A 25,052-nucleotide genomic window follows, 5' to 3' on the forward strand; every position below is an offset into this window, starting at 1 on the left:
TGCTTACTCATTCCTGTGTTCTTCACAGGAGTTATGCCATGAAAGCCTCTGCTGTCCGCTACCGTATCTTTTCATTATTGTTCCTTATTGCGCTAATTAATTACGTTGACCGCGGTGCACTCTCCTTCGCTGCGCAGGCCATTTCGCAGCAGTTCCATTTCAGTAAGGTCGAGCTGGGCGCCGTGCTGGGGTACTTTGGTTTTGGCTATCTGTTTGGCTCGCTCTGCGGCGGTTTTCTCGCCGACCGGTTTGGCACGCGCAAAGTGTGGCTGATGGCCGGCGTGCTCTGGTCGCTGCTGGAGATCGCCACGGCCTGGGCAGGTGAAATTGGCGTGGCGCTGTTTGGCGGCTCCGCCATCATGGGGTTCGCCGCGCTGCGCGTACTGTTTGGCTTTGCCGAGGGTCCTGCCTACGCGCTGATGAACAAGACAATTGCGCACTGGGCGCCGGATAATGAACGCGGCATGGCGCTGGGTATCGGCCTGCTGAGTACGCAGGTAGGCTCGCTGCTGACCGCCCCCATCGCGGTTGGCCTGCTGCTGCTGACCAACGACTGGCGCATGATGTTTATCCTGCTTGGCGTCTTTTCGCTGCTGGCGATGCTGCTGTTTGCCCGCTACTTCGCCGATACGCCGCAGCGGCATCCGGCGGCGAACGGCGCTGAGCGTGCGCTTATTGTACAGGGGCAGCGTGCTGAAGCGCATGATGAGCGCCCGTTACCCTGGTGGCGCTTTTTCACCAGCCGCACGCTGGTGTGTAATGCGCTGGGCTATTTCAGTTTTCTCTATATCACCTTTACGCTGGTCACCTGGCTGCCAAAATATCTGCAGGATAATTTTCATTATGACCTGCACTCGCTCTGGTATATCGCCATGATCCCGTGGAGCGGAGCCTGTCTGACGGTGCTGCTCGGCGGACGCCTCGCCGATCGTTTGCTGGCACGAACCGGAAATCTGCGGCTGGCCCGCAATGGCTTTGCGGCGATTACGCTCTGCGCCACCGCCTGCTGCTTTATGGCCATCCCGTTTGCCGGTTCGGCGGCCGCGATCATCGCCCTGATGACGCTGGGAAACGCACTCAATGCGCTGGTCAATAATGTTTACTGGTCGGTGGTTATAGACGTTACGCCAAAGGCGTCGGTGGGTGCATTCAGCGGGATGACGCTGGCAATTGCTAACCTGGCCGCCATTATTTCACCCATGCTGTGCGGCTGGCTGGCGGAGTATTACGGCTATAACGCCATGTTTACCGTGACTGCCGTTATCGCCTTTGTCAGTATGCTGGCCATGACATTGCTGCAGCCAGAGAAACGCCGGCTGCCAGCCCCCGCCGTTTCGTCAGCACCGGCCGCCAACGTCATTTTGTAGGGGCGCCATTTATGGCGCCCTGGCCCGGGATATACATCCGCCTTCACGGGCCGCATTAATGCGGCCCCTACGGAAGATATCTACGCCATTCCGTAGGGGCGCCATTTATGGCGCCCTGGCGTCCACCTTCACGGACCGCCTGAGCGGCCACGAAAAAAGGCGGAGGGGTGAGCTCCGCCTTGTTTCAAGTTCCGGTCAGTGCGCCTGACCGGTCAGTTGCAAAAGGGCAACGATGATTTGCAGGATGATCCGGACGATGTCCAGGAGTAATCGTACAAGTTCCATCACTTTCCTTCTCCTCTGACAGGAGCGCGCGCCGTTCAGCGGCCGGGGCCCTGACCCTACCCGCCGGCCGCCTGAGCACATCTGTGAGGAGCGCTGAGCGGCACTCATTGCTAAAGCCACAGGCCAGCACCACCTGGAACCTGCCGGGATTTGACTATCCGCGCCCCTGAGAGTCATCAGAAAGCAACGATACTCCGCCCGCACTCAACACTGTATAACCATACAGTAATTTCCTGAAACTTGAAATATTTCCCGTCACATTTTATGATTCGCTGTGTGAGGAGTGCTGAGCACCCCGTTCGCCGCGCGGTTACCCGCCGCTTAAGCGAACCAAAAAAAAGGATTTGGCTGACCAGCCAAATCCTTTTCTATTTTTACCGGTAAAAATTACTGCGCCGCGCTGATGCGCCAGATCGCATCCCCCGCATCGTCCGCTATCAGTACCCCACCCTGATTATCCGTTGCCAGTCCCACTGGCAGACCACGCACGTTCTTCTCATCGTCCGTCAGGAATCCGGTGACTACCGGCTGTGGCTTACCGACCGGCATGCCGTTTTCAAATTTAACCCATACTACTTTGTAGCCATTAAGCGGCGTCCGGTTCCAGCTGCCGTGCTCGCTGATAAACGCGCCGCCGCGATACTGCGGCATATTGTCCGCGCCGTAGAACAGCAGTCCGAGCGGTGCAACGTGCGAGCTCAGGGCGTAGTCCGGCTTGATCGCTTTCGCCACCATGTCAGGCCGCTGCGGCCGGACCCGGTCATCCACGTGCTGGCCAAAATAGCTCCAGGGCCAGCCGTAGAAGCCGTTATCCTGCACGGAGGTCATATAGTCAGGAACCAGATCGGACCCGATTTCATCGCGCTCATTCGCGATCGCCCACAGCTTGCCGCTCTGCGGCTCCCACTGCAGTCCGGTAGGATTGCGGATGCCGCTGGCGTAAATGCGGCTCGCCCCGCTGGCGGCATCCACCTCCCAGATCGCTGCGCGCTGATATTCCGCACCCAGTCCGTTTTCGGTGATGTTGCTGTTAGACCCGACGCCAACATAGAGTTTACTGCCATCCTGGCTGGCGAGCAGCGCCTTGGTCCAGTGATGGTTAAGCTCGCCACCCGGCAGCGCCGTGACCTCTTCCGGCGCGGTGCGGATCTCCGTCTGCCCGGTCTGATAAGGGAACTTCACCAGGCTGTCGGCATTGGCAACGTAGAGCGTGTTGCCAATCAGCTGCATACCAAAGGGCGCATTCAGGTTTTCGATAAAGAGATGCTGCTCCCATTTACCGTTAACGTTACGCAGCAGTGAGATACGGTTGCCGCCCGGCGCACCTTTGCCTGAGGATTTCTGCACAATGCCCATGATAAGCTGCTTCGGCGCCGTGACCGGATTTTTTACCCCGTTGGCCTCGGCCACCAGCACATCTCCGTTTGGCAGTACGTAGAGCTGGCGCGGGTGCATCAGCTTCGCCGGGATCCGCTCTATCTTCAGTCCGTCCGCCACCTTTGGCGTTTCGCCGGTTTTCCACGGCGTCCCTTCCGGTACCTGCATAGGCGGCATGAAAAAGTTCTGCGCTTTAGGCAGCTCGGGATTGGGTCCGGTCTGTTTTTGCGGATCGAGAGAAGATCCGCTGTCGCAGGCGCTCAGTAGCGCAGCAAGACTGACAGCACTCAGAATGCGCAGTTTCATGGACGACCTCCCGGGATACGGCGCGCGCGCAGCGCCAGCTGTACGTTGGCGATCAACAGCAGCGCCACCACGATGGTCGACAGCGTGACGCCCATGGGCACCACCGCATACGCATCACGGCTATGGATAAAGGCGTTAACTATGGCCACCAGCACCGCCAGCAGCGAGAGCCAGAAATGCGTTTTCTCACCGGCAGTGACGCCGCGAAACAGATGAATCAGGCTGATAATTCGCGGCAGAATAGCCAGCAGCAGACCAAATACAATCAGCCAGCTGGCGGCTTTGGTCCACATCACCACAAAGGTCTGCAGATAGAGGATGTCAAACAGCCAGGCGGCAAAAAAAAAGCCCAGCGGCAGTGGCTCCAGCAAGGCATACAGCGTAATGCCGAACGCCGACTTTCCCGAGGTATGAAACATGGCACGCTCCCTTTAGAGTTTTCAGACGGCGGCGAGCCGACAGGCTTCGCGACGCCGCCAGAGAAATATTAGTAAAGATAAAGGGTAATGCGCAGAAAACCGGCAAAAAAGCTAACAGTGCGGCCGGTAGTGTGCCAGTTCGCGCGCATCGTGGCTGCAAAACAGCGCAACACCGCTTTGGGGCTGCAGCGAGAGTTCGCGCAGCCGCTGCTGATTAATACGCCACGCTTCGCGATCGCTGCACATTAGCCGCTGATAGGCGCGCAGGCCCGGCGTACAGTGCCGCTGGGTGTGATGCATCTCTCCGCGATAAAACCAGGCGTCTCCCCCATGCAGCAGCCAGCCACCGCCGTGGCGGATCGCCACGCCTGCGTGTCCGGCGGTGTGTCCCGGCAGCGGCACCAGCAGGATCTCATCGCTGAGATCGTCAATCGCCCTCACCGCATCAAACCCGAACCAGCGTTCACCCTCGCTGGCGTAGCCGCGCCAGCCATCGTGCGCGGTCCACTGCTGTGGCCGGAAGCGCTGACGCGCCAGCCAGCTCTGCTCACGTCCGCTGCGTACCGTATCAAGCTCACGCTGCAGAAGATGGATCCGCGCCGCCGGAAAATCACTAATGCCGCCTGCGTGATCAAAATCGAGATGGGTCAGAATAATATGACGCACATCTTCCGCCTGAAAACCCAGCAGCTGAATTTGCGCCAGCGCGCTCATCTGCTCACTGTAACGAATATTATTCAGCAGACGAAAAAAACCAGAGAGCCGGCGTTCCGGATAGCGCATATCATTAATTCCCAGTCCGGTATCCACCAGAATCAGGCCGTGGCGATCGCTTTCAATTAACAGACAATGACACACCAGTTCAGCAAAGGGCCCCCGGCTGAAGCCATCAAACAGCGCCCCGCCCAGCGGGCACATGCAACCACAGTTCAGATGATGAATACGCATACTCTCCCTCACTGCGGCGCCCGAAAATATCCCGCCGCGATAATCAGAAATTAGTCTGTTATTCAGGTATGCATCAGTTGCGGCATTATTGCAAAAATTTAATTGCTGCCTTAAATAAAGCCAGCCGCAAAAAATAAAATAACCGCAGCGCCGGGATAATTGTCCGGATAATTATTACTTTCCTGTTTTAAAGATTATTAATCAGCGCAAATTGAACCAGCTATTATTAAAAAAGGCGCCCGCAGGCGCCCTCTGTTATCCGCTGAACTGTTCAGCCCACCATAAACGCAGCAGCAGTCCCCAGCGGCTGCTCCAGCCGCTGGTGGTACTGACAACCCGGCCCTGATAGAGCACGATAAACGTCGGCGTGGCGGCGATTTGCCAGCGCTGGCCCAGCTCGCCGCGCGCGTCGTTAACGGCTAACCCCTGCAGGCCTTTTTTTGCCAGCCACCGGGTCACCTGCGTATCAGAACCCGAGCGCAGCGCCACGCTGACTACCGGCACGCCCTGCTGGCTGAGCTTCGCCACAACCGGCGTGGTCAGTTTGCAGACGCCGCACCAGCTGGCCCAGACGTAAACCAGCACCGGTTTCGATGCGCTCAGCCCGGCCAGGCTCTGCTCACCCTGCAGCGTAGTAAGCGGCTGCTGGGCCAGATCGGCAGGCAGCTGCGGCGCGCGCAGCCAGTCGACCGCCAGCATAATCAGCACGCCTGCCAGCAGCAGCCAGAGCGCTTCACGCAGCCAGCGCTTCAGCCGGCTCACGGTGCCGCCTTCAGCGCATCTTTCACGGCCGCCTCCAGCTGGGCATAAGGCACCGCACCGCTGATCAGCTGATTACCCACCAGCGTGGCCGGGGTTCCCTGCACGCCCAGCTGCTGCGCCAGCGTCAGGTTGTGATTAATGGTATCCAGGCTCGCTTTGCTCGGTGTCGACAGGCTGATACCGGTTTTTTTTCAGCGCGGCGCTGATGCTGGCCTCGTCGTGATTGCCTTTTTTCGCCATCAGCTTTTCATGCAGCTTCAGAAAGTTTTTTGGCTGCTGCTCCCAGACCGTCAGCGCCAGCCGCGCTGAACTCAGCGAGCTTTCGGCACGATAAGGCAGCGGCTTAATGACCACCGCAACCTGCGGATGCGCTTTCAGCAGCGTGGTGATATCACCCTCAAATTTTTTGCAAAATACGCAGTTGTAATCGGTGAAGTAGACCAGCGTCAGCGCCGGTTTTTCAGCGCCGATGCGGGGCGAACCGGCATCGCTGAACAGCATGTCACGATTCTTTTCAACCATTTGCGCCACCACGTTCTGCTGCTGTCGCACGGCTTCCTTATCAAAGGCATCGGCGGCCTCAGCCAGTATGGCGGGATTCTGTACCAGCGTTTCGCGGATCAGCGCTTTGATCCGCGCCTCCTGCTCCGGCGTAAAAGGAGCGGCAGCCAGTACCGGTGCGCTCAGCAGCAGCATTGCAAACAGAGATTTTTTCATTATTTTTTCGCCTTACTCAGTGTGGAAAGCACCGCGTCGCGACTCAGCAGCGGTGACAAAATCTGACCCTGCGGCAGCGCCGGGCCATAAATCTGATTAAACGGAATCGCCGCCCGATCGCGCTGGCGCAGAAAGTCGCCAATGGCGGGGTCGGGCTGTGTCCAGTCGCCGCGCAGCAGCACGATATCGTCAGCGCTCAGCGCGGCGCGAACGTCAGGCTGATTCAGCACCCGGGACTTATTGACCTTGCAGGTAATGCACCAGTCAGCGGTGATATCGACAAACACACGCCGGTTCTGCTGCAGCGCCGCGGCGATAGCCTGCTCTGACAGCGGCTGCCAGCGCAGTTCACCGGCATCCTCTGCCGGACGCATCAGCAGGAACAGCGCGCCCGCTACCGTCAGCGCGATGGCGACGGCGCCCGCCTGCTGCAGCGCGCGGCGGCGCAGCAGCCAGATTAGCAGCAGCAACAGCAGCGCGGCGGCCAGCAGGCCTGCTGCACCACTGCCCCAGTGCGGGATCAGCAGCGTAACCAGCCAGAGCGTCGCCAGCAGCATCAGAGTGCCCAGCAGCGTACGCAGATGCACCATCCAGCGTCCCGGACGCGGCAGCCAGCGTGCGACGCCCGGCAGCGCGGCCACCAGCAGCCACGGCACGCTCATGCCGATACCCAGCGCCGCAAACAGCAGCCAGAGCTGGGGCAGTGGCGCGGTCAGCGCATAGGCTACCGCCGTGCCGAGAAATGGCGCGCTGCAGGGCGTTGCCAGCAGAGTGGCAAACGCACCCTGCGCAAAATGCCCCGCTAATCCGTTCCCCTGGTGCGTGGCCAGCCGGGTGTTGAAGGCGGAGGGCAGACGGAAATGCAGCAGATCAAACAGACTGGCGCTGAACAGAAACATGACACCGGTCATCAGCAGCAGGAATCCGCTGCTCTGGAACTGTATGCCCCAGCCCAGCGCCTGACCGCTCAGGCGCAGCGCGCTCATCAGGAGTGCCAGCAGCAAAAAGGAGAAGAGGATCCCGGCGCTGGAGGCCAGAAACTGCAGGCGCGTCTGGCGGCGCGTCTGACCCTGCTGCTGCACCAGACCGCTGAGCTTGATCGCCATGACCGGCAGCACGCAGGGCATCAGATTCAGCACCAGGCCGCCGAGCAGCGCCAGCAGCAGCACCGACCAGAGCGTCGCGCGCGTCCCGCCGCTCAGCAGGGGCTCTGCCTCAATAGTCACCTGGCTCTGCTGCGCCAGCCCCTTATCGCCGATCACCAGCGACAGCTGGCGGCCGCGCAGGTCGGGTGCCGCATCGCCCCATTCATCGGTCACGGCCACGCGCGCGCTGAGCGTGTTGCCCTGCACGCTGATCACCGGTGCTGCCAGCATGCTGCCCGCCGGATAGTCAAAGAAGAGTTCCGGCGTGCTCCAGCCCGCCTGACGTACCGCGCGGATCTGCAGCTCACCGTTAACAAAACTGGCATTGAGCTGGTCAGTCAGGCCGGAGTCAGGCGGAACCTCTCCCATCGCGCGGGCAAAGTCGCGGTCAAACGCCGCCGCGGGCGGCCGGGTCAGATCGAGGCTGAACGGAAAATCCGTCAGGATACAGACGTCGCTGCACGTAGAGAGCGTCAGCGTGCCGGTAAGCGTATCGCTGCCCGGCGGGCGCTGCAGCACGATCGGCAGCGTGACAGTGCCTTTATAGCCCTGCGTGGTCAGCCCGCTGACGTCAAAGCGCGCCGGTACAGGCCAGAACCACTGAGCGCTAATGCCGGGCGTCTGCCAGGCGATGACGGGTGCCACGCCGCCTTCTCCCGGCGTGCGCCAGTAGGTTTTCCAGCCGGGTTCCAGATGAATATCCAGCAGCAGCCGGGTGTCGCCCGCCTGCGGCGCGGCGCGCAGGCGCACCTCAGCGTGGCTGTTTTGCGCGTTGCGCAGCCAGCCGGTATCCGCAGCCTGCGCACTCAGTACGCAGCCTGCCAGCAGGAACAGCAGGCTCCTGATTAAAACAGTCATGATAAATTCTCCGGTAAATAACAGGGGGTACGCGAAACAGCGTGCGGTGTTATTCCCGGAAGACGCAGAGCGTAAGATGTCGCCGTCGCAGCGGCGGACGGTGCGACTGATGACGCCAGAAGAAAGAGAGGCGTTGCGGAACGGCAAGCGCGGCGACCAGCGCCATGACAAGCATCAGCAGCGGCAGCGCCGCATCAAAGACCGGCGTGCTGGCGCTGAGGGATTTTGCGCTCAGCGCACAGGGCTTGTCACTGCTGGCGGAGGCATCCTGCGCGCCGGACTCACTCAACACGGCAGAGACGGTAACAGGCTGAACGGGCATACTGAAGCTGCGCTGTACCAGACAAAATGCCAGCACCAGACAGGCGAGTGCCAGGATCCACGTTGCGCGTTGGGGCGATATCATCATGCCGCAGCCTCAGAGAAAAGTGCGGGCATTTTATGTAACGCCGCCGCAAACGCCAAGTTTTGCCGTGTAAACTTTTGTCGGGACAGGCAGCGGCGCCGGTGTGTACCGGTTTAGTGCCGGTTGATCAGCAGCCGCCAGCGCCGCCGCTGACGCACCAGCCGCCGGAAAAGCTGCTGCATGCGCGGCAGCGTCAGGGCAGAGACCGCCTCAGGCGTCAGGATCGCGCCGCCCGCTTCGCGCCGCAGCAGATCCTGCGCCACCTGCCGGTTAGCGTACGGCTGGCAGCGTTCCCGCAGCGTCTGCTGCCATGCGTGCAGCATTTCGGCATCACACTCGCTCAGCGCCGTCTTCATATCCAGCAGAAAGCGCCGGCAGTGGGCCAGCAGGCGTACCCAGTCGATATCGGGCGACTGCAGCGCAAACAGCAGTCCATCCACATCGGCGCAGCGCTCATAGCGGGCCGTGACCACGTAGCCTATCTGTTGATCCACACGCAGCCGCTGAAAAAAGCGCGGCGCCAGAAACAGCCCCAGCGCCTGCAGCGCCGCCAGGCTGATATCATCCGGCGTCGTCAGGGGGATAAACAGCAGCAGCGCCTGGTCGCGCCCCTGGCAGGCGACGGGCGTAATGCCGCGCCGCAGCGGTGGCGGCGCAGAGGGCGCTGTCTGTTGCCTGAGGCTCGCCAGACTCCGGGCGGCGCAGTGATTGAGGTGCCGATCGTGCCCGCACCACGCCGCCTGCCAGCCGCGGACTGCCGCCGGATACAGCAGCTGAAACGGCAGCGTCTGCAGCAGCTGGCGGATAACAATGGTCGCGGGTTCAGGCGGGTCGCCGGCCTCATCCGCTGCGCTCAGCTGCGCCGTGATAGCCGGCAGCAGCTGCCAGGCCACGGCGGCGTCGGCCGGAATATCCAGCAGCAGCTGCCAGATCCCCTGCTGCTGCTGCCAGACGCCACGCCCACCCAGATGACGCAGCTCTGCCAGCAATGGCCGCAAACGCCGCTGACAGGCCACTCCTGCGTGGTCAGCCAGCGGCTGGTAGCACGCCGGGCGCAGCAGCAGCGTCTCCGCCGGCTCAACCGGCAGCGCCTGCGGTAACGCGGCTGCGCTGCCGCAAAAACCTGCCGCGGCAGCCTGCAGGGCGCGCGGCGGAAACTGCCAGCGCACCGCCGCCGGTAAGTCACCGCAAAGCACGCTGCTGCTGCAGCGCAGCGTAAATCCCTGCGTGATGCAGGTCAGAGCATCGCTCAGCGGCTGCCGGGTCAGCAGGCGCAGCCGGCCAGCCTGCGTCAGCTGGCGGATCGCCAGGACAAGGTCAGGAGGCAGATCGGCCGCAGGCGCTTCTGCTGCCGCCCGCAGCCGCAGCTGACGCAGCGGCGTCTCAGCGCGGAAGTCGCGCTGCGCCAGCTGCAGATAGTGCTGATGCTGGCGCTGCGTATTGTGCTGCACGGCCTGCAGATGCTGCCAGACGCGCTGCTCTATATGTCGGGCCTGCGCAGGTGAGATCTTCGCTGCACTGAAGCGCAGCGCGAGCAGCGCGTGCCGGGTATCCTGCCACAGCCAGCTGACCTGCAGCGTGTCACACGCGCCCTCACTGCGCAGCTGATGCAGCAGGCCGCCTTCAGCCTCATCGAGCCAGTAGCTGCGCAGCAGAGTGACACTGTCACTAAGTGTGCGATCGAAGGGGGTTAAAAGCGTCAGCCAGAATGCGTTCTCACCCGGCAGCTCAAGCTGCGCGAGCGCATGGCTGCCGGGCTGCCGGGGCACCACCGGCAGCGCCGGTACCTCGCCGCCCGGCAGGCGATCAAAAGCTGCGGCCAGCGTTGCCAGCTCATCCAGCGACTGCGGCCCGGAGAGCCAGAGCTCCAGACTATTTGCCGTAAAGCGGGTCTGATGGAAGTGGCGCAGCGTACGCTGCAGCTCCGTGACGTTGTCACCAAAAGCCGCCCTGCTGCCGGCGCGAAAGCGCCTGAAGCGCCCGCCCAGCGCGTGCAGCAGCGCCGCCTCGCTCAGCGTCTCGCTGTGGCTCTGCAGCAGCTGATACTCGGCATCGATAACGGCGCACTCCTGGCGGATGGCGTCAGGCGCGAGGTTCGGGGCGATCAGCATATCCGCCAGCCGCGTAACGCCGCCTTCCAGCGCGGCGGCCGGCAGCTGAAAAAACCACGCGCTGCGGCTGAGCTGGGTGGTGGCGTTGACCTCGCCGCCCTGTTGCTGCACCCACGGCATCAGGCGCTGGCTGCCACTGAAGCGCGCGCTGTCGCAGAACAGCAGATGTTCGAGCAGATGCGCCAGTCCGGGCCAGCGATCGGGCTCATGCAGGCTGCCGGCCCCGACCTGCACCAGCGCCGCGGCCTCGCGGGCGTCAGGCTGGTGATACAGGTGGCAGCGCAGGCCGCTGGCCAGCGTCAGGGTACGCTGCATCATCAGAGACGCTGTTTGACAATCAGCGCGGAGTTGGCCCGGTTGCGGAACTGCAGCTGGGCAATTTTAATATCGCTGCAGTTTGCCTCACGCCGCGCCTCGAGGATCTGCCCGTGATGCGGCGATTTGCTGCAGACCGGGTCGGTATTGTCGGCGTTACCGGTCAGCATATACGCCTGACAGCGGCAGCCGCCGAAATCTTTCTCTTTCTCATCGCAGGAGCGGCACGGCTCCGGCATCCAGTCAAAGCCGCGGTAGCGGTTAAAACCAAACGAGTCATACCAGATCGACTGCAGGCTCTGCGTCAGTACGGAGGGAAATTCAACCGGCAGCTGGCGCGCGCTGTGACAGGGTAACGCGGTGCCTTCCGGGGTTACGCTGAGGAAGATTGAGCCCCACCCGCCCATGCACGGCTTGGGACGCTCTTCATAATAGTCCGGCGTCACAAACAGCAGATTGGTCAGGTTGCCGCTCTCGCTCATGCGCGCCCGGTAGCGTGCGACCGTCTCTTCCGCGCGGGCGATCTGCTCGCGCGTCGGCAGCAGCCCCTCGCGGTTCAGGTGCGCCCAGCCGTAAAACTGGCAGGTTGCCAGCTCAACATCATCGGCATCCAGCTCGATACAGAGGTCGATGATTTTATCGATCTGATCGATGTTGTGGCGATGCAGTACAAAGTTCAGCACCATCGGATAGCCATGCTTTTTCACTGCCCGCGCCATCTCCAGCTTCTGCTGAAACGCTTTTTGCGAGCCAGCCAGCGCGGCGTTCAGCGTTTCATCGCTGGCCTGAAAGCTGATCTGAATATGGTCCAGACCGGCGTCCGCAAAGGCGTCGAGCTTTTTCTCTGTCAGGCCAATGCCGGAGGTGATCAGGTTAGTGTAAAAGCCAAGGTCGCGCGCGGCGCGGATCAGCTCGGGCAGATCTTTGCGTACCAGCGGCTCGCCGCCGGAGAAGCCGAGCTGTACGCTACCCATGGCGCGCGCCTGGCTGAACACCTCAATCCACTGTTCGGTGGTCAGCTCTTTCTCCTGCTGCGCAAAATCGAGCGGATTAGAGCAGTAAGGACACTGCAGCGGGCAGCGATAGGTCAGCTCCGCCAGCAGCCAGAGCGGCGCATTGACGGCAGGTTTATTCGGGTTCACGACACTGGATCCATTTCTGTTCAACGGCTGACTGCAGGAAATCTTTCACGTCGTCACCGACGCCGCCAGCCTCGGGAAAACGGGCGTCAAGCGTGCTGACGATCGCGGCCACATCCTGCTTACCGGTCACCAGCTCCAGGATGGCCGCTGCCGTTTCATTCAGTTTCGCCATGCCTTCCGGATAGAGCACGACGTGGCTCTGCTGCGCGGCTTCCCACTGCAGACGATAACCGCGCCGGAAAGCGGGGATCAGGGTATCTTTCATGCGCTTACACCAATCTTGTTGTGTGCCAGGCCGCCCGATCGGTGACCGTATGATAAGGCGGACGCTGCAGCACATAGGCCATAGTCATGGCGTCAAGCATCGTCCAGAGAATATCGAGTTTAAACTGCAGGATCTCCAGCATGCGGTTCTGCTGTTCCGCCGTGGTAAAGCGCTCCAGCGCCAGCGCCAGCCCGTGCTCAACGTCACGGTTAGCCTGGCTCAGGCGGCTGCGGAAGTAGAAATACCCCTCCTCTTTGATCCACGGATAGTGCTGCGGCCAGCTGTCGAGGCGCGACTGATGGATCTGCGGCGCAAACAGCTCGGTCAGGGAACTGCACGCCGCTTCCTGCCAGTCAGCGCGCCGGGCAAAATTGAGATAGGCGTCAACGGCAAACCGTACGCCAGGCAGCACGTGCTGCTCCGACAGCAGCGCCTCACGCGTCAGGCCTACCGCCTCACCCAGCTGCAGCCAGGCTTCAATGCCGCCATCGCCATCGTGACTGCCGTCGTGATCGAGAATGCGCTGTACCCACTTACGCCGCGTGGCCGGATCGGGGCAGTTGGCCATGATCGCGGCATCTTTCAGCGGAATAGTGGTCTGGTAATAGAAACGGTTTGCGACCCAGCCCTGGATCTGCTCGCGCGTTGCCTCACCGTTATGCATCGCTTTATGGTAAGGGTGATGAATATGGTAGTAAGCGCCTTTGGCGCGCAGCGCCTGTTCAAACGCCTCGGGGGTCAGAGCGTCGGTGATCACGATGCGGACTCCTGCAGATGGATCGCCATCCCGTCCTGGCTCACTTCAATGCCCTGCTGCGTCAGAAACTGGCGCTGCGGCGAGTGTTCGTCGAGGATCGGATTGGTGTTGTTAATATGAATAAGAATTTTGCGCTTTGCCGGCAGCGCGGCCAGTAGCGCCATCAGGCCCTGCTCTTCAGCCAGTGCCAGATGGCCCATCGCACGCCCGGTATTTTTGCCGACGCCTGTGGTCAGCAGTTCATCATCCTGCCAGACGGTGCCGTCAATCAGCAGGCAGTCCGCTTTCTGCAGCCACGGCATGATCACCCCATCCGGTTCGCCCAGACCCGGCGCATAGAGCAGCGTCTGTCCGCTGGCGCGGTTTTCTATAAACAGCGCCACGTTGTGCCCCGGCAGCGGCCGGTCGCGGTACGGAGAGTAAGGGGGGGCGTTGCTGAGAATCGGGATCGCAGTAAACTGCAGATCGGGACAGACCGCCACGCTGAACGGCTCAAGCGGCGTCAGCGCATGATGCTTCAGGCCGCCGTTCCAGTGCTGCAGCATGGTAAAGACAGGAAAACCGCTGGTAAGGTCGGCATGCACTTCAGGGGTGCACCATACCTGATGCGGGCAGCCTTCGCGCAGGCTGAGCAGCCCGGTGGTGTGGTCAATCTGACTGTCGGTCAGAATAATACTGCCGATCGCGGTGCCGCGCAGCACCCCTTTTTTCACCAGCTCAGGCGTCTGCGCAATCTGCTGACTGATATCAGGCGAGGCGTTGCATAACACCCAATTTTCTCCGTCATCACTGACGATAATTGAGGACTGGGTGCGCGCCTGCGCCTGAATGGTGCCGTTACGCAGACCGCTGCAGTTGGCGCAGTTACAGTTCCACTGCGGAAAGCCACCGCCTGCCGCTGAACCGAGAACTTTAATAAACATGTGAAAGACCGAAGCAGAAAAAGAGAATGCCCGCACGAGCGGCGGGCAGAGAGTCTTAGCGATTGGAGATGTACAGTGTCACTTCCAGGCCCAGACGCAGGTCAACAAACTCAGGTTTTTTCCACATAGTGTTCTTCCTCATCAATGAAAACGCAGAGCAGGCTCTGCCATAAATGCCGCTGGCGACTGCAGGCAGTACACCAGGCGCGGCGATGTTGCGCCAATGTCGCGCGGAGATCAACCCTGATTCATCAGGGAAACGCGGTTCAGGCCTGCCAGATCTGACGCAGCACGCGCTGCCAGTTGCCCCACGCGAGCTGTTCAGTCAATGCCTGATCATAGCCGAGACTTTGCAATAGCGCATAGAGCCGCGGTAAACCGGTAACATCTTTTAACGTCGCCGGTACGCTGATGCCGTCAAAATCCGATCCCAGCGCCACGTGATCGCGGCCCATAATAGCGATCAGATGCGCGGCGTGTTTAACAATTTCCGTCAGCGCGGTGCTGTCATCGCGTTTTCCGTCACTGCGCAGGAAGGCGTTGCCGAAATTTATCCCCACCACGCCGCCGCTGTCGCGAATGGCACGCAGCTGATCGTCAGTCAGATTGCGCGGCTGTGCGCAGAGCGCGTGCGCGTTGGAGTGCGTGGCGACCAGCGGCAGCGTGCTGAGCCGCGCCGTCTGCCAGAAGGCTTTTTCATTCATATGCGAGAGATCGATAACCATACGCTGCTGACAGGCCAGCGTAATCAGCTGCTCCCCCTCCTCCGTCAGCCCGTCACCGCTGTCGGGCGATCCGGGAAACGCGCCGGTGACGCCGTGACCAAAGCGGTTAGGCAGATTCCAGAATGGCCCGATGCTGCGTACGCCAGCCTGATAAAACGCCTGCAGATCTGCGCCGGCACCGTCGAAACCGTCGGCGCCTTCGATATGCGCCACCAGCGCCAGTACGCCATCGCGCCGGCAGGCGGCAATCTCCTCCGCGTTCAGGCAGAGCCGGGCGCGTCCGCCTGATTCCGCCGCCAGCGTTTTCAGAATCGCGAGCTGCTGCCAGAGAATGGTGAGCGGCGGCAGCTGCTCCCCGGCGCGCTCAGGCGCCACCTCGCTGAGATAGCCAGCCGGGGGCACAAACAGCGCAAACAGCCCGCCGCCAAAGCCGCCCTGCTGCATGCGCGGAAAGTCGAGATGCCCGGTTTCTGTACCGGAGAAAAATGCGCGCGCCGGATCGTCGCGATGATGCAGCCAGAGCCGCAGTAACAGGTCGTTGTGACCGTCGAACGTAATAAATGACATAGCCTGCCTGAGCCGGAAACCGTGCCGCTATGCTACGCGCCCGCACCGCTTTCGCCAACCTGTCCGTTTTGCACGCGTGGTTGTCCGCTACGCGCAGGCGGGCAGCGATCCACCTGCGCCACACTACAGGCTCTGCTAAAGGAGACGACGATGCTGACTCACCCTGCTGATAAATATTACCCGACCCCTGTGCTGCCGCTGGCCGATCGCCAGTGGCCGTCGCGCCAGCTCACTCACGCGCCGCGCTGGCTCTCAACGGATCTGCGCGACGGCAACCAGGCACTGGCGGTGCCGATGGACAGCGCCCGCAAGCTGGCGTTCTGGCAGCTGCTGCTGCGCTGCGGCTTCAGCGAAATTGAGGTGGCCTTTCCTGCCGCATCGCAGACCGACTATGCGTTTGTGCGGGAACTGATCGAGAAAGATCACATTCCGCCCCATGTCACCATTCAGGTGCTCACCCAGGCGCGCAGCGATCTGATCGATCGCACGTTCGACGCGCTGACGGGCGTCCGGCAGGCGATTGTTCATCTCTACAACGCCACCGCCCCGCTGTTTCGCGAGCGTGTGTTCTGCCAGAGCAAAGCGGAGATTGTCGCCCTGGCGTGCAGCGCCGCCCGCCAGATCCGCGACCGCTGTGCCGCGCAGCCTGATACGGCGTGGACGTTTCAGTATTCACCGGAAACGTTCTGCTTTACCGAGCCGGACTTTGCGCTGGAGATTTGTGAAGCGGTAGCGGCGATCTGGCAGCCTGGCCCGCAGCGACCGATGATTATCAACCTGCCCGCCACGGTGGAAGTGAACACGCCTAACGTCTACGCCGATCAGATTGAATACTTCTGCCGCCACTTCAGTCAGCGTGCGGCGGTGACCATCAGCGTACATCCGCACAACGATCGCGGTACCGGCACCGCCTGCGCCGAGCTGGCGCTACTGGCGGGGGCCGATCGCGTCGAGGGCTGCCTGTTTGGCAACGGCGAGCGCACCGGCAACGTTGATCTGGTGACGCTGGCGCTGAACCTCTACACCCAGGGCGTGGCACCGGGGCTTGATTTCAGCGATATGCAGCAGGTGATTGAGATGGTGACGGCGTGTAATCAGCTGCCGCTGCATCCGCGCCACCCTTATGCCGGTGAGCTGGTCTTTACCGCCTTTTCCGGCTCCCATCAGGACGCCATCCGCAAAGGCTTTGCCGAACGTGCAGCGCGGCAGGAAACCCGCTGGCAGATCCCTTACCTGCCGCTCGATCCGCGCGACATTGGCTGCAGCTATGAAGCGGTGATCCGGGTTAACAGCCAGTCGGGCAAAGGCGGCAGTGCCTGGCTGCTGGAACAGAACCACGGACTGCAGCTGCCGCGCGCGCTGCAGCAGGATTTCAGCCAGCGGGTGCAGCAGCAGACTGACACGAACGGCGGCGAGATGACGCATCATGCCCTCTGGCAGCTGTTCTGCCACCACTATGGCCTGACGCAGCCGGCGCGCCAGCTTGACACGGCGGAGAGCCAGAGTGACGAACGGGCAACGTGTATCCGCCTGCAGTTTACGACGGCATCGGGCGGGCGCATGCTGAATGGCAGCGGTAACGGCCTGCTTTCCGCCGCCGTCAGCGCGCTGCAGCAGCACTACGGGCGCGCAATCGCCATTGAGGATTACCATGAACATACGCTGGGTAAACGCAGCGACAGTCGCTCGGTTGCCTATATCTGCTGTACTGACGCAAACGGCAAACGCGCCTGGGGGGTCGGAATCGACAGTGACGTAACGCGCGCCTCGCTGCAGGCGCTGCTCAATGCGGCGAACGCCTTTCTGCCGGCGGAAAGTAGCCCGCCGGTGAAACGCCCAGCACGCGGCGAAACATCGCGCTGAACGCGCCCGGACTCTCGTAGCCGAGATCCAGCGCCACCCGCAACACGCTCTCTCCCTGCGCCAGCCGCATCAGCGCCTGGCTCAGCCGGGCGCGCCGCAGCCAGTCGCCAAAGCGCAGTCCGGTTTCGCGGCTGAAATGGCGCGACAGCGTGCGCTCTGCCACGCAGAGTTCCGCCGCGGCCTGCGTCAGCGTCCACGGCTCTCCGGCGCTCTGCTGGATCCGGGTACAGAGCGCCAGCAGGCGCGGGCTTTGCGGCATCGGCAGGTCAAACGGCAGCACATTCATCACCCTGATCTCATCGAGGATCAGCTCATAAATGCGTTCGCTGCGGCTGCCGGGAGAGTAGCCCTCCGGCAGCGACAGCGCGCTCACGATCAGTTCACGCAGCAGCGCGGAGATCTGCACCACCTGACAGCTGGCCGGCAGATCAGCGCGCGCCAGCGGATCGATAAACAGCGTGCGGGCAGCGACCTGGCCGCCCGTCTGCAGCGCATGCCGCGTGCCGGCTGGCAGCCAGACCCCGCGGCTGGGCGGCACCATCCAGCTGCCGTGCGCCGTCTCCACCCGTATCACGCCGCTCAGAGTATGGATCAGCTGCGCACAGGTGTGATAGTGCCACGGCTCGCGGGCACCGTGCGCGTAATCGTGCGCAAAGGGTATCAGCGGGCGCCGGGAAAAATCGAAGCTTATCTGTTTACTCATCTCCGCGCTTCAGCCAGGCGTAGACGGAGGCCAGATCCTGTTCGCCGTAGCCCGCCTCCACTGCCTGCTGCCAGAGCTGCGCAATGTTCTCCAGCGCCGGCAGCCGGGTCTCTCCCGCCGCCTCCAGCGCCAGTTTCGCATCCTTCAGTGCCCAGGTAAGCTGCATCTGCGGGGTGTAGTCGTCGCTGGCAATCGCGCCGAGTTTGACCTTCGCGTAGGGGGCCGCCAGCGGACCGCCCTCCAGCACCTGCCACAGATCGTCAGTGCTGAAACCAAACTGCTCTGCCAGCCGCGTGCTCTCGGCCAGGCTCTGCATCAGGCCAATCAGCCAGCTGTTCACCACCAGCTTCATGCGCGAGCTGGCGCCCGCCTCGCCCAGCCACTGCGTGCCTTTGCCGATCGCGGCAAACACCTGTTCTGCATCCTCAGCCCGCGTGCGGTCACCGCTGGCCAGCACCAGAATCTGGGCGTTTTCCGCCGGCGCTTTGGTGCCGGAGACCGGCGCATCAATAACGTTGATATCGGGACGCGCCGCGGCGATCTGTGCGATCAGTGCGTCGGTTGCCGCGACGCCAATGGTGCCCATCTGTACCAGAGTGGCATTCTGCTTCAGCACCGGCGCAATGCGCGCCGCCACGTCGCGGGTGGTATCTCCATCGGCCAGCATCGTGATCACCACATCCGCCTGCGCAGCAGCAGCTTCCGCGCTGCCGCTCAGCTGCAGGCCTGCCGCCTCCAGATCTTCTCCTTTAGACCGGGTACGATTCCAGCCCTGCACGCGAAACCCTTTTTTCAGTAAGCTGGCGGCGAACGCATGGCCCATCGCTCCCAGACCCAGTACGGCTACAACCGGTTGCTGACGCATTTTCTCTCCTGATGATGTAAGCACTTCTCTTTACAGTGACAGAAAGCGTAGTACGCAGCCAGAGGTGCGTGGCGCGACGATAACGTTTTCATCATACCGGCCACGATCCGCGCGGTTTTTTACGCTTTTCAATCAAATGACATAACCGGTAACATACCGCTCACTGAGCTTTTCTGATTTCTCTCTTTTTCTGACGGTTTTGATTATGAATATTGCTTTACTGCGTCAGGCGCTGCTGCTGCCGGCGCTCCTGCCGCTGCCGCTGCTCGCCGCAGATAACTCAGAGCGTACGCTGGTGGTCAGCGCGGCACCCGCGGCCAGCGGCCTCTCTGAACTCGATACGCCCGCTGCGGTAAGCGTCGTGAGCGGCGAGGATATGCGCCGCGCCGCGCCGCGCGTCAATCTGTCAGAGAACCTCGCCAGCGTGCCTGGCCTGCAGATCCTCAACCGGCAGAACTACGCCCAGGATCTGCAGCTCTCGGTGCGCGGCTTTGGCTCGCGCTCAACGTTTGGCGTACGCGGCGTTCGTCTTTACGTCGACGGTATCCCCGCTACCATGCCGGACGGCCAGGGGCAGACATCGAATATCGATATCGGCTCGGTGGCGCACGTGGACGTGCTGCGCGGCCCCTTTTCAGCGCTCTATGGCAACGCATCAGGCGGCGTGATTAACGTTGAAACCGCCAGCGGCGAACAGCCCCCTGTGCTGGAAGCGGGCAGCTGGTACGGCAGCTTTGGCAGCTGGCGCAACAGCATAAAGGCCAGCGGTGCGACGGGAGACGGCACGCAGCCGGGCGACGTCAGCTACACCCTTTCCGCTTCACGGTTTACCACCCACGGTTATCGCGACCACAGCGCCGCACAGAAAAACCTCGGTAACGCAAAGCTCGGCGTGCGCATTGATGAGGTGAGTACCCTGACGCTGCTGTTTAACAGCGTGCATCTGGAGGCGCAGGATCCGGGCGGCCTGACCGACGCACAGTGGCGCGATAATCCGCGTCAGGTTGCCAGTAATGTCTCTCTCTATGACGCCCGCAAAAGCGTGGATCAGACCCAGGCGGGCGTGCGCTATCAGCTCGAGATGAGCGAGCATGACGACCTGAGCCTGATGCTCTGGGCCGGCGAGCGTGAAACCACGCAGTATCAGTCCATTCCGGTTGTGGCGCAGAACAGACCCGGTCATCCCGGCGGCGTGATTGCGCTGACGCGCCACTATCAGGGTATCGATACGCGCTGGACCCATCGCGACGCGCTGTTCAGCGTGCCGGTGACGCTGACCGGCGGTCTCGACTATGAGACCATGACGGAAAAGCGCAAGGGCTACCGCAACTTTACCCCGGACGGCACGCTGGGCGTGCAGGGCGAGCGCCGCCGCGATGAGCGCAACCGGATCTGGAACCTCGATCCCTATTTACAGAGCGCCTGGCAGCTGACGGACGCGTGGTCGCTGGATGCGGGCGTGCGCTTCAGCACAGTCAACTTTACCTCGGACGATCGCTACGTTACCGAAAGCGATCCCGACGACAGCGGCAGCCGTCGCTATCACCGCTGGCTGCCGGCCGCCGCGCTGAATTACGCTATCGATTCGGGCTGGAACGCTTACCTCTCCGCCGGACGCGGCTTCGAGACCCCCACGCTGAATGAGCTCTCCTATCGCGCCCGCGGTACCAGCGGCCTGAACCTGGATCTGCAGCCCGCCACCAGCGAGACGCTGGAACTCGGCACGAAAAAACGCCTCGGCAACGGCCTGCTCAGCGCCGCGCTGTTTCAGACCGATACCCGCAATGAGATTGTTTCAGCCGGCAGCTATGAAGGACGCTCAACCTTTAAAAACGCCGGTGAGACGCGCCGCCGCGGCCTGGAGCTGGCGTTCGATCAGCAGATTAGCTATGACTGGCAGCTGAAAGCGGCGTGGACGCTGCTGGACGCCCGTTACCGCAGTAACGCCTGCGGTGACGAGAGCTGTCGCGGCCATCGTATTCCGGGCATTGCGCGTAACATGGCCTATGCAGGCATAGCGTATGCGCCGGAACAGGGCTTTTACGCCGGGGCTGACGTGCGCTATCTGAGCGATATTGCGGCCAATGACGAGAACAGCGTGCGGGCGCCCGCCTACACGCTGGCCGGTCTGAACAGCGGCTACAAGTGGCACATCAGCGACTGGACGCTGGATCTGTTTGGCCGCGTGGATAACCTGCTGGATCGCCACTATATCGGCTCGGTGATTGTGAATGAGAGCAACGGACGCTACTACGAACCGGCGCCGGGTCGTAATTACAGCGCCGGTCTTAATGTAAGCTACACCTTTAACTGACCGCCCGGTGCCTGACCAAATCAGGCACCGGCAGGCCTTACTCCGCCAGCAGCGCCAGTACCTCTGCGGTGCTGCCGGTCTCACCCAGACGCGGAAAAATGCGCGTGACGCTGTTTTCATGCGTGTGCGCATCGAGACAGGTCATGGCGTCGGTGGCCAGCGTTACGTTATAGCCGAGCGCATACGCCTCGCGCGCGGTCGACTCTACGCCAATGCTGGTGGCAATGCCGCACACCACCACCTGCGTGACGCCGCGCTGCTGCAGCTGCGCGTGCAGGTCGGTCTGATGAAATGCACCCCAGGTTTTTTTCGTGATGCAGATGTCATCCGCTTGCGGCTGCATCTCCGGCACCAGATCTGCCCAGTCGGCAGGTAAATCAGCGTCATGGCGCGGCATCTCATTGCGCCCCGGCGCGCCGCCCGCGACGTTAACCCGTACGATCGGCAGACTGCGCGCGTGAAACGCGCCAGCCAGCTCACCGGCGCGCGCAATCACGTCGTCAGCGCTCAGCGGTGCCACCGGCAGACGGACAATGCCGTGCTGCAGGTCAATGATAATCAGGGCGGTGTGTGCATCAAGCGTGGTTAGTGCCATGGGGACTCCTCGTCAGTTCGTTAGCAGAGAGATAGTGTATCAGACTGTGGAAACGCAGCGGCGTGGCGAGCGGATTCGCGTAACTATGCGGTTTATCGGCGGCAAACTGATACGCCTCACCCGCCCGCAGCCGCTGCGCGCCCTGCTCCAGGCCCAGCAGCAGCTCGCCCTCCAGCACCACCACCTGTTCAATGACCCCGGCCTCGTGGGCAGAGGAGCTGCTCTGCGCGCCGCCGGCGAGCGTCACCTCAAGCAGATCAACCCCTACCCGGCTATCAAACGGCAGCAGCGGGCGAACCTGCATCTGTGCGCTGGCCTCGCTGAATACCGTGGTGCTGGCGGAGTGTGGCGCGCTGCCGTGGATAAAGCGGGAGAATGGCACGTTGAAGCCGGTCACGATCTTCCACAGCGTAGCTACCGTGGGGCTCGATTCGCCGCGCTCAATCTGTCCCAGCATCGCTTTACTGACGCCGGTACGGGCGGCCGCCAGCGTCAGGCTCCAGCCCCGCTCCTGACGCAGCTGCTTCAGCGTCTGGCCTAACTCGTGTTGCAGATTATCCATATCGTCTCCTGAAAGCGTACCCTCCAGTGTATCACTTGTCGCGGCAGGGCACGCGTGCCACAATGTGCGTTATAACGCACAACAGGACGTTTTCTATGCATCTGGCTGACACCCGCTCTCTCCCGTTTATTCCGCTGCTGGTCGCCGGTTTTGTCGCCGTGCTGGTCGGCTACAGCAGCAGCGCTGCCATTATCTGGCAGGCAGCGCAGGCGGCGGGAGCCACACCGGCGCAGACCGCCGGCTGGTTTACCATGCTGGGGCTGGCGATGGGGGTGGCCACGCTGGCGCTCTCGCTGCGCACCCGCCTGCCGGTTATTGCGGCCTGGTCAACGCCGGGTGCAGCGCTGCTGGCGACCAGCGTGGAGGGGCTGAACCTGAATGAGGTCATCGGGGTGTTTGTGGCGGTTAACCTGCTGATCCTGCTGAGCGGCGTAACCGGGATATTTGCCCGGCTGATGCGCTTTATTCCGCCCGCGCTCGCGGCGGCGATGCTGGCGGGTATTTTACTGCGCTACGGCATCGGCACCTTTACCGGCCTGGAAAGCAACGCCGTGCTGTGCGGCACCATGTGCCTGGTCTGGCTACTCTGTCGCCGCTGGCTGCCGCGCTACGCCATTATTCTGGCGCTGATCGCCGGGGCGGGCGTCACACTGCTTCAGCAAAGCGTGATCCTGCCGCCGGATTCCTTCAGCTTTGCCCTGCCGGCATTTGTGATGCCGCACTTTACGCTTGCCGCTCTGACCGGCGTCGCGCTGCCCTGTTTTCTTATCACCATGGCCTCACAGAATGCGCCCGGTATCGCCACGCTGCAGGCGCACGGCTATCAGCCGCCGGTCTCCATGCTGACCAGCTGGACCGGGGCCATCGCGCTGCTCTGCTCGCCGTTTGGCGGCTTTTCGGTCTGCGTGGGGGCGATCTCAGCCGCTATCTGTATGGGCGATGAGGTCGACCCCGATCCGGCGCGCCGCTGGATCGCCGCCGTCTGCGCCGGGGGGTTCTATCTGCTGGCCGGGCTGTGCGGCGCGCTGATTGCAGCGCTGCTCGGCGCGCTGCCCGCCGTGCTGATTGCGACGCTGGCGGGTCTTGCGCTGCTTAATACCCTCGCCGGCAGTTTGCAGCGCGCGCTGCAGGAGCCGGATCAGCGCGACAGCGCCATTATTACCGTGATGATCACCGCCAGCGGCATCTCTCTGGCCGGTATCGGCTCCGCCTTCTGGGGCATGGCGGGCGGCGTGCTGGTCCATCTGCTGCTGACCGCTCGTCGCCGCGGTTAATCCGTAACCACTTCATACCGGAGCCGGGGAAAAACAGCCTGTTTACCCCCTCTTTTCGCGCCTTTGATTTTCCGTATTTGGCTTAAGATCACTTTTACGCCATCAATACACGATGTTTTGCACGTGACCTCCATCGATAAGGGCCAACGAGTGGCAAAAACTTTTCTGCGCAGCGGCAAGCTGGATTCGGTACTGGCTCTGGGTGAGAGCGGCCAGCCGGTATGGATCTCCGCGCTGCAAATTCGCGAAACGCTGCGGCTGCGTCATCAGGATGCGCTCGCCAGCTGTCTCGCTATTCCGCAAGCCAGCGACAGCGGCGATCGCCTTGACTGGTACGCCCCGCACGCGGGTAAGGTCAAATCCTGGCTCGCCGCCAGCGACAGCGAGCGGCGCCGGGCGCTGGAGCTGCTGACGCAGTACCAGCAGGCGCTGCAGGCGCTGAGCGAACGCGCGCGCGCGGCGGACAAGCCGGCGCTGCGTCTGTTTGGTGCGCTGCTGGGCAAAAGCTTTCAGTTTCCCGATCAGCAATATGTCTATCTGGTTGACGCTAAACCGGTGATCACCTTCTGGGGCTTTGCGGATCCGCTGGCGCGCACGCGCGATGACGCCCTTGCCTGCCTGCGCGACACGCTGGAGCTGACGCTGCCGGCGCTGGTAGCAGAACCTGAGCCCTCCGTCATACCGGAGCCGGTGCGTACTGAACCGGTTGCTGAGCCTGAACCAGAAACTAAACCTGAACCTGAAGCCGTTACGGCGTCTGAGCCGGTATCGCCTGAGGCACCGCCGGTGGCAGAACCGGCAGCGCCCGCTCCGGTCCGCCGCCCGTCCCGCCTGCGCCCGCTTGCCCTGCTGCTGCCGGCGGCGGCAGTAGCCGCGGGCGTCACGCTCTGGATGCAGCGCAGCGAAACGCCTGCGCCCGCGGCTGACCTGACGGCAGCCGTAGCCCCCGCCCCGGTCAGCGCGCCGGTTCTGCCCGGCGTACTGGTCAAAGCTGCGACGCTCTCCGCGACGCTGCCGCAGCGTATGGCTGCGGCTCCCGCAGCACCGGCGGACGCCGCACCGCCAGAAATTGTGGCGGAACATACCGAAGCGGCAAAGGCGGATGACCTGGTTATGACCACGGATGACGCCCGCCTCGGCTCGGTGAAATTTATCGACGGCACCTGGCGCGTGACGCTGCGGCAGACCAACCTGCCTACCGGCAAACCACCCAGCCTGCGTTATAAGATCCGCAACGGCAAAGGCACCGCCTGGATCAGTCAGGGCGATAATATTCGCTGTAAAGCGGATATCACCGCTGCGATGACCAGCGCCGGAACCATGGTGGTACGCAGCCGCTATACCGCCAGCTGCAGCGACAAGTCGCGCTATCGCATGCCGGAGCTGATATGCAAAGCGGGCGACGGTATTGCCAGCTGTAACGCACAGTATGGGGCTGAACAGGCCTTCCCGTTGACGATTAAGCGTGAGAGTAAGTAACC

22 protein-coding genes and 1 pseudogene are annotated in these 25,052 nt (G+C 62.3%); 5 read left to right on the forward strand and 18 right to left on the reverse strand.

Going from position 1 to position 25,052, the window contains the following annotated elements; genetic code table 11:
- The first annotated feature begins 38 nt into the window (after window positions 1–38).
- Window positions 39–1,367, forward strand: coding sequence for an MFS transporter (locus tag FS690_RS03505; protein WP_145339085.1), 1,329 nt, complete (start codon window positions 39–41; stop codon window positions 1,365–1,367).
- Between the two features lie 672 nt (window positions 1,368–2,039).
- Here the strand turns inward: FS690_RS03505 and FS690_RS03510 are convergent.
- From FS690_RS03510 to FS690_RS03575, 14 genes and pseudogenes are all read right to left on the reverse strand, one after another.
- Entirely contained in the window at window positions 2,040–3,335 is a 1,296-nt protein-coding gene (locus FS690_RS03510; RefSeq protein WP_104084955.1) for a sorbosone dehydrogenase family protein, read from the reverse strand.
- Window positions 3,332–3,754 carry a DUF2231 domain-containing protein gene (locus tag FS690_RS03515; protein ID WP_039384314.1) on the reverse strand — a complete coding sequence of 141 codons (423 nt, stop codon included), beginning with the start codon at window positions 3,752–3,754 and terminating at the stop codon, window positions 3,332–3,334. The genes FS690_RS03510 and FS690_RS03515 overlap by 4 nt, the downstream gene beginning before the upstream one ends.
- A gap of 111 nt (window positions 3,755–3,865) precedes the next feature.
- A complete protein-coding gene (locus FS690_RS03520; protein WP_071668805.1) occupies window positions 3,866–4,702 on the reverse strand; it encodes an MBL fold metallo-hydrolase in 837 nt (278 codons plus the stop codon).
- A 255-nt stretch (window positions 4,703–4,957) separates the two neighbouring features.
- Window positions 4,958–5,464 carry a protein disulfide oxidoreductase gene (locus FS690_RS03525; RefSeq protein ID WP_071668804.1) on the reverse strand — a complete coding sequence of 169 codons (507 nt, stop codon included), beginning with the start codon at window positions 5,462–5,464 and terminating at the stop codon, window positions 4,958–4,960.
- Window positions 5,461–6,181: pseudogene (locus tag FS690_RS03530) on the reverse strand (DsbA family protein). Before FS690_RS03530 ends, FS690_RS03525 begins: the two are co-directional and overlap by 4 nt.
- Window positions 6,181–8,184 carry a protein-disulfide reductase DsbD gene (locus FS690_RS03535; RefSeq protein WP_145339086.1) on the reverse strand — a complete coding sequence of 668 codons (2,004 nt, stop codon included), beginning with the start codon at window positions 8,182–8,184 and terminating at the stop codon, window positions 6,181–6,183. Before FS690_RS03535 ends, FS690_RS03530 begins: the two are co-directional and overlap by 1 nt.
- 49 nt (window positions 8,185–8,233) lie before the next feature.
- A complete protein-coding gene (locus FS690_RS03540; protein WP_071668802.1) occupies window positions 8,234–8,593 on the reverse strand; it encodes a hypothetical protein in 360 nt (119 codons plus the stop codon).
- Between the two features lie 110 nt (window positions 8,594–8,703).
- On the reverse strand, window positions 8,704–11,019 hold the full coding sequence (pqqF, locus tag FS690_RS03545; protein WP_145339087.1) for a pyrroloquinoline quinone biosynthesis protein PqqF: 2,316 nt from the start codon (window positions 11,017–11,019) through the stop codon (window positions 8,704–8,706).
- Window positions 11,019–12,158, reverse strand: a complete 1,140-nt coding sequence (gene pqqE / locus FS690_RS03550; protein ID WP_039384272.1) for a pyrroloquinoline quinone biosynthesis protein PqqE — start codon at window positions 12,156–12,158, stop codon at window positions 11,019–11,021. Before pqqE ends, pqqF begins: the two co-directional genes overlap by 1 nt.
- On the reverse strand, window positions 12,145–12,423 hold the full coding sequence (gene pqqD / locus FS690_RS03555; protein WP_039384271.1) for a pyrroloquinoline quinone biosynthesis peptide chaperone PqqD: 279 nt from the start codon (window positions 12,421–12,423) through the stop codon (window positions 12,145–12,147). Before pqqD ends, pqqE begins: the two co-directional genes overlap by 14 nt.
- A gap of 4 nt (window positions 12,424–12,427) precedes the next feature.
- Window positions 12,428–13,183: a pyrroloquinoline-quinone synthase PqqC gene (gene pqqC / locus FS690_RS03560; RefSeq protein ID WP_039384270.1), complete on the reverse strand. Its 756-nt coding sequence runs from the start codon at window positions 13,181–13,183 to the stop codon at window positions 12,428–12,430.
- Window positions 13,177–14,103, reverse strand: coding sequence for a pyrroloquinoline quinone biosynthesis protein PqqB (pqqB, locus tag FS690_RS03565; protein ID WP_039384267.1), 927 nt, complete (start codon window positions 14,101–14,103; stop codon window positions 13,177–13,179). Before pqqB ends, pqqC begins: the two co-directional genes overlap by 7 nt.
- A gap of 55 nt (window positions 14,104–14,158) precedes the next feature.
- Complete coding sequence (gene pqqA, locus FS690_RS03570; RefSeq protein ID WP_010617686.1) at window positions 14,159–14,230, reverse strand: pyrroloquinoline quinone precursor peptide PqqA; 72 nt, start codon at window positions 14,228–14,230, stop codon at window positions 14,159–14,161.
- Window positions 14,231–14,369: 139 nt separating this feature from the next.
- A complete protein-coding gene (locus FS690_RS03575) occupies window positions 14,370–15,395 on the reverse strand; it encodes a dipeptidase (protein WP_039384263.1) in 1,026 nt (341 codons plus the stop codon).
- Window positions 15,396–15,545: 150 nt separating this feature from the next.
- On the opposite strand from FS690_RS03575, the gene leuA reads away from it, so the two are divergent.
- On the forward strand, window positions 15,546–17,258 hold the full coding sequence (leuA, locus tag FS690_RS03580; protein WP_145339088.1) for a 2-isopropylmalate synthase: 1,713 nt from the start codon (window positions 15,546–15,548) through the stop codon (window positions 17,256–17,258).
- Here the strand turns inward: leuA and FS690_RS03585 are convergent.
- Window positions 17,179–17,961 (reverse strand): helix-turn-helix transcriptional regulator, encoded by a 783-nt coding sequence (locus FS690_RS03585; protein WP_104084950.1) that lies wholly within the window; start codon window positions 17,959–17,961, stop codon window positions 17,179–17,181. The two genes, leuA and FS690_RS03585, sit on opposite strands and share 80 nt — an antisense overlap.
- The gene (locus tag FS690_RS03590) at window positions 17,954–18,826 is read right to left on the reverse strand and encodes an NAD(P)-dependent oxidoreductase (RefSeq protein ID WP_071668798.1); all 873 of its coding nucleotides are present in this window, start codon (window positions 18,824–18,826) and stop codon (window positions 17,954–17,956) included. The genes FS690_RS03585 and FS690_RS03590 overlap by 8 nt, the downstream gene beginning before the upstream one ends.
- A 205-nt stretch (window positions 18,827–19,031) precedes the next feature.
- Here FS690_RS03590 and pqqU point away from each other — a divergent pair, with 205 nt between their 5' ends.
- Window positions 19,032–21,140, forward strand: coding sequence for a TonB-dependent receptor PqqU (gene pqqU / locus FS690_RS03595; protein WP_186368969.1), 2,109 nt, complete (start codon window positions 19,032–19,034; stop codon window positions 21,138–21,140).
- A gap of 37 nt (window positions 21,141–21,177) precedes the next feature.
- Here pqqU and FS690_RS03600 read toward each other — a convergent pair whose 3' ends face one another.
- Together FS690_RS03600 and FS690_RS03605 are read right to left on the reverse strand one after the other, a co-directional pair.
- On the reverse strand, window positions 21,178–21,735 hold the full coding sequence (locus tag FS690_RS03600; RefSeq protein ID WP_145339089.1) for an isochorismatase family protein: 558 nt from the start codon (window positions 21,733–21,735) through the stop codon (window positions 21,178–21,180).
- Window positions 21,716–22,297 (reverse strand): helix-turn-helix transcriptional regulator, encoded by a 582-nt coding sequence (locus FS690_RS03605; RefSeq protein WP_039384250.1) that lies wholly within the window; start codon window positions 22,295–22,297, stop codon window positions 21,716–21,718. The genes FS690_RS03600 and FS690_RS03605 overlap by 20 nt, the downstream gene beginning before the upstream one ends.
- A gap of 95 nt (window positions 22,298–22,392) precedes the next feature.
- On the opposite strand from FS690_RS03605, the gene FS690_RS03610 reads away from it, so the two are divergent.
- Together FS690_RS03610 and FS690_RS03615 are read left to right on the forward strand one after the other, a co-directional pair.
- On the forward strand, window positions 22,393–23,571 hold the full coding sequence (locus FS690_RS03610; RefSeq protein WP_039384248.1) for a benzoate/H(+) symporter BenE family transporter: 1,179 nt from the start codon (window positions 22,393–22,395) through the stop codon (window positions 23,569–23,571).
- Between the two features lie 150 nt (window positions 23,572–23,721).
- A complete protein-coding gene (locus FS690_RS03615; protein ID WP_145339090.1) occupies window positions 23,722–25,050 on the forward strand; it encodes an SrfA family protein in 1,329 nt (442 codons plus the stop codon).
- The last annotated feature ends 2 nt before the right edge of the window (window positions 25,051–25,052 follow it).

The sequence above is a fragment of the Pantoea sp. PSNIH1 genome (genome assembly GCF_007680655.1).
Lineage (GTDB): Bacteria > Pseudomonadota > Gammaproteobacteria > Enterobacterales > Enterobacteriaceae > Pantoea > Pantoea eucrina.

Coding starts and splice junctions, on each gene's coding strand:
- FS690_RS03505 (WP_145339085.1), top strand. CDS start 39: ATGAAAGCCTCTGCTGTCCGCTACCGTATCTTTTCATTATTGTTCCTT.
- FS690_RS03510 (WP_104084955.1), bottom strand. CDS start 3,335: ATGAAACTGCGCATTCTGAGTGCTGTCAGTCTTGCTGCGCTACTGAGC.
- FS690_RS03515 (WP_039384314.1), bottom strand. CDS start 3,754: ATGTTTCATACCTCGGGAAAGTCGGCGTTCGGCATTACGCTGTATGCC.
- FS690_RS03520 (WP_071668805.1), bottom strand. CDS start 4,702: ATGCGTATTCATCATCTGAACTGTGGTTGCATGTGCCCGCTGGGCGGG.
- FS690_RS03535 (WP_145339086.1), bottom strand. CDS start 8,184: ATGACTGTTTTAATCAGGAGCCTGCTGTTCCTGCTGGCAGGCTGCGTA.
- FS690_RS03540 (WP_071668802.1), bottom strand. CDS start 8,593: ATGATGATATCGCCCCAACGCGCAACGTGGATCCTGGCACTCGCCTGT.
- pqqF (WP_145339087.1), bottom strand. CDS start 11,019: ATGATGCAGCGTACCCTGACGCTGGCCAGCGGCCTGCGCTGCCACCTG.
- pqqD (WP_039384271.1), bottom strand. CDS start 12,423: ATGAAAGATACCCTGATCCCCGCTTTCCGGCGCGGTTATCGTCTGCAG.
- pqqB (WP_039384267.1), bottom strand. CDS start 14,103: ATGTTTATTAAAGTTCTCGGTTCAGCGGCAGGCGGTGGCTTTCCGCAG.
- FS690_RS03575 (WP_039384263.1), bottom strand. CDS start 15,395: ATGTCATTTATTACGTTCGACGGTCACAACGACCTGTTACTGCGGCTC.
- leuA (WP_145339088.1), top strand. CDS start 15,546: ATGCTGACTCACCCTGCTGATAAATATTACCCGACCCCTGTGCTGCCG.
- FS690_RS03585 (WP_104084950.1), bottom strand. CDS start 17,961: ATGAGTAAACAGATAAGCTTCGATTTTTCCCGGCGCCCGCTGATACCC.
- FS690_RS03590 (WP_071668798.1), bottom strand. CDS start 18,826: ATGCGTCAGCAACCGGTTGTAGCCGTACTGGGTCTGGGAGCGATGGGC.
- pqqU (WP_186368969.1), top strand. CDS start 19,032: ATGAATATTGCTTTACTGCGTCAGGCGCTGCTGCTGCCGGCGCTCCTG.
- FS690_RS03600 (WP_145339089.1), bottom strand. CDS start 21,735: ATGGCACTAACCACGCTTGATGCACACACCGCCCTGATTATCATTGAC.
- FS690_RS03605 (WP_039384250.1), bottom strand. CDS start 22,297: ATGGATAATCTGCAACACGAGTTAGGCCAGACGCTGAAGCAGCTGCGT.
- FS690_RS03610 (WP_039384248.1), top strand. CDS start 22,393: ATGCATCTGGCTGACACCCGCTCTCTCCCGTTTATTCCGCTGCTGGTC.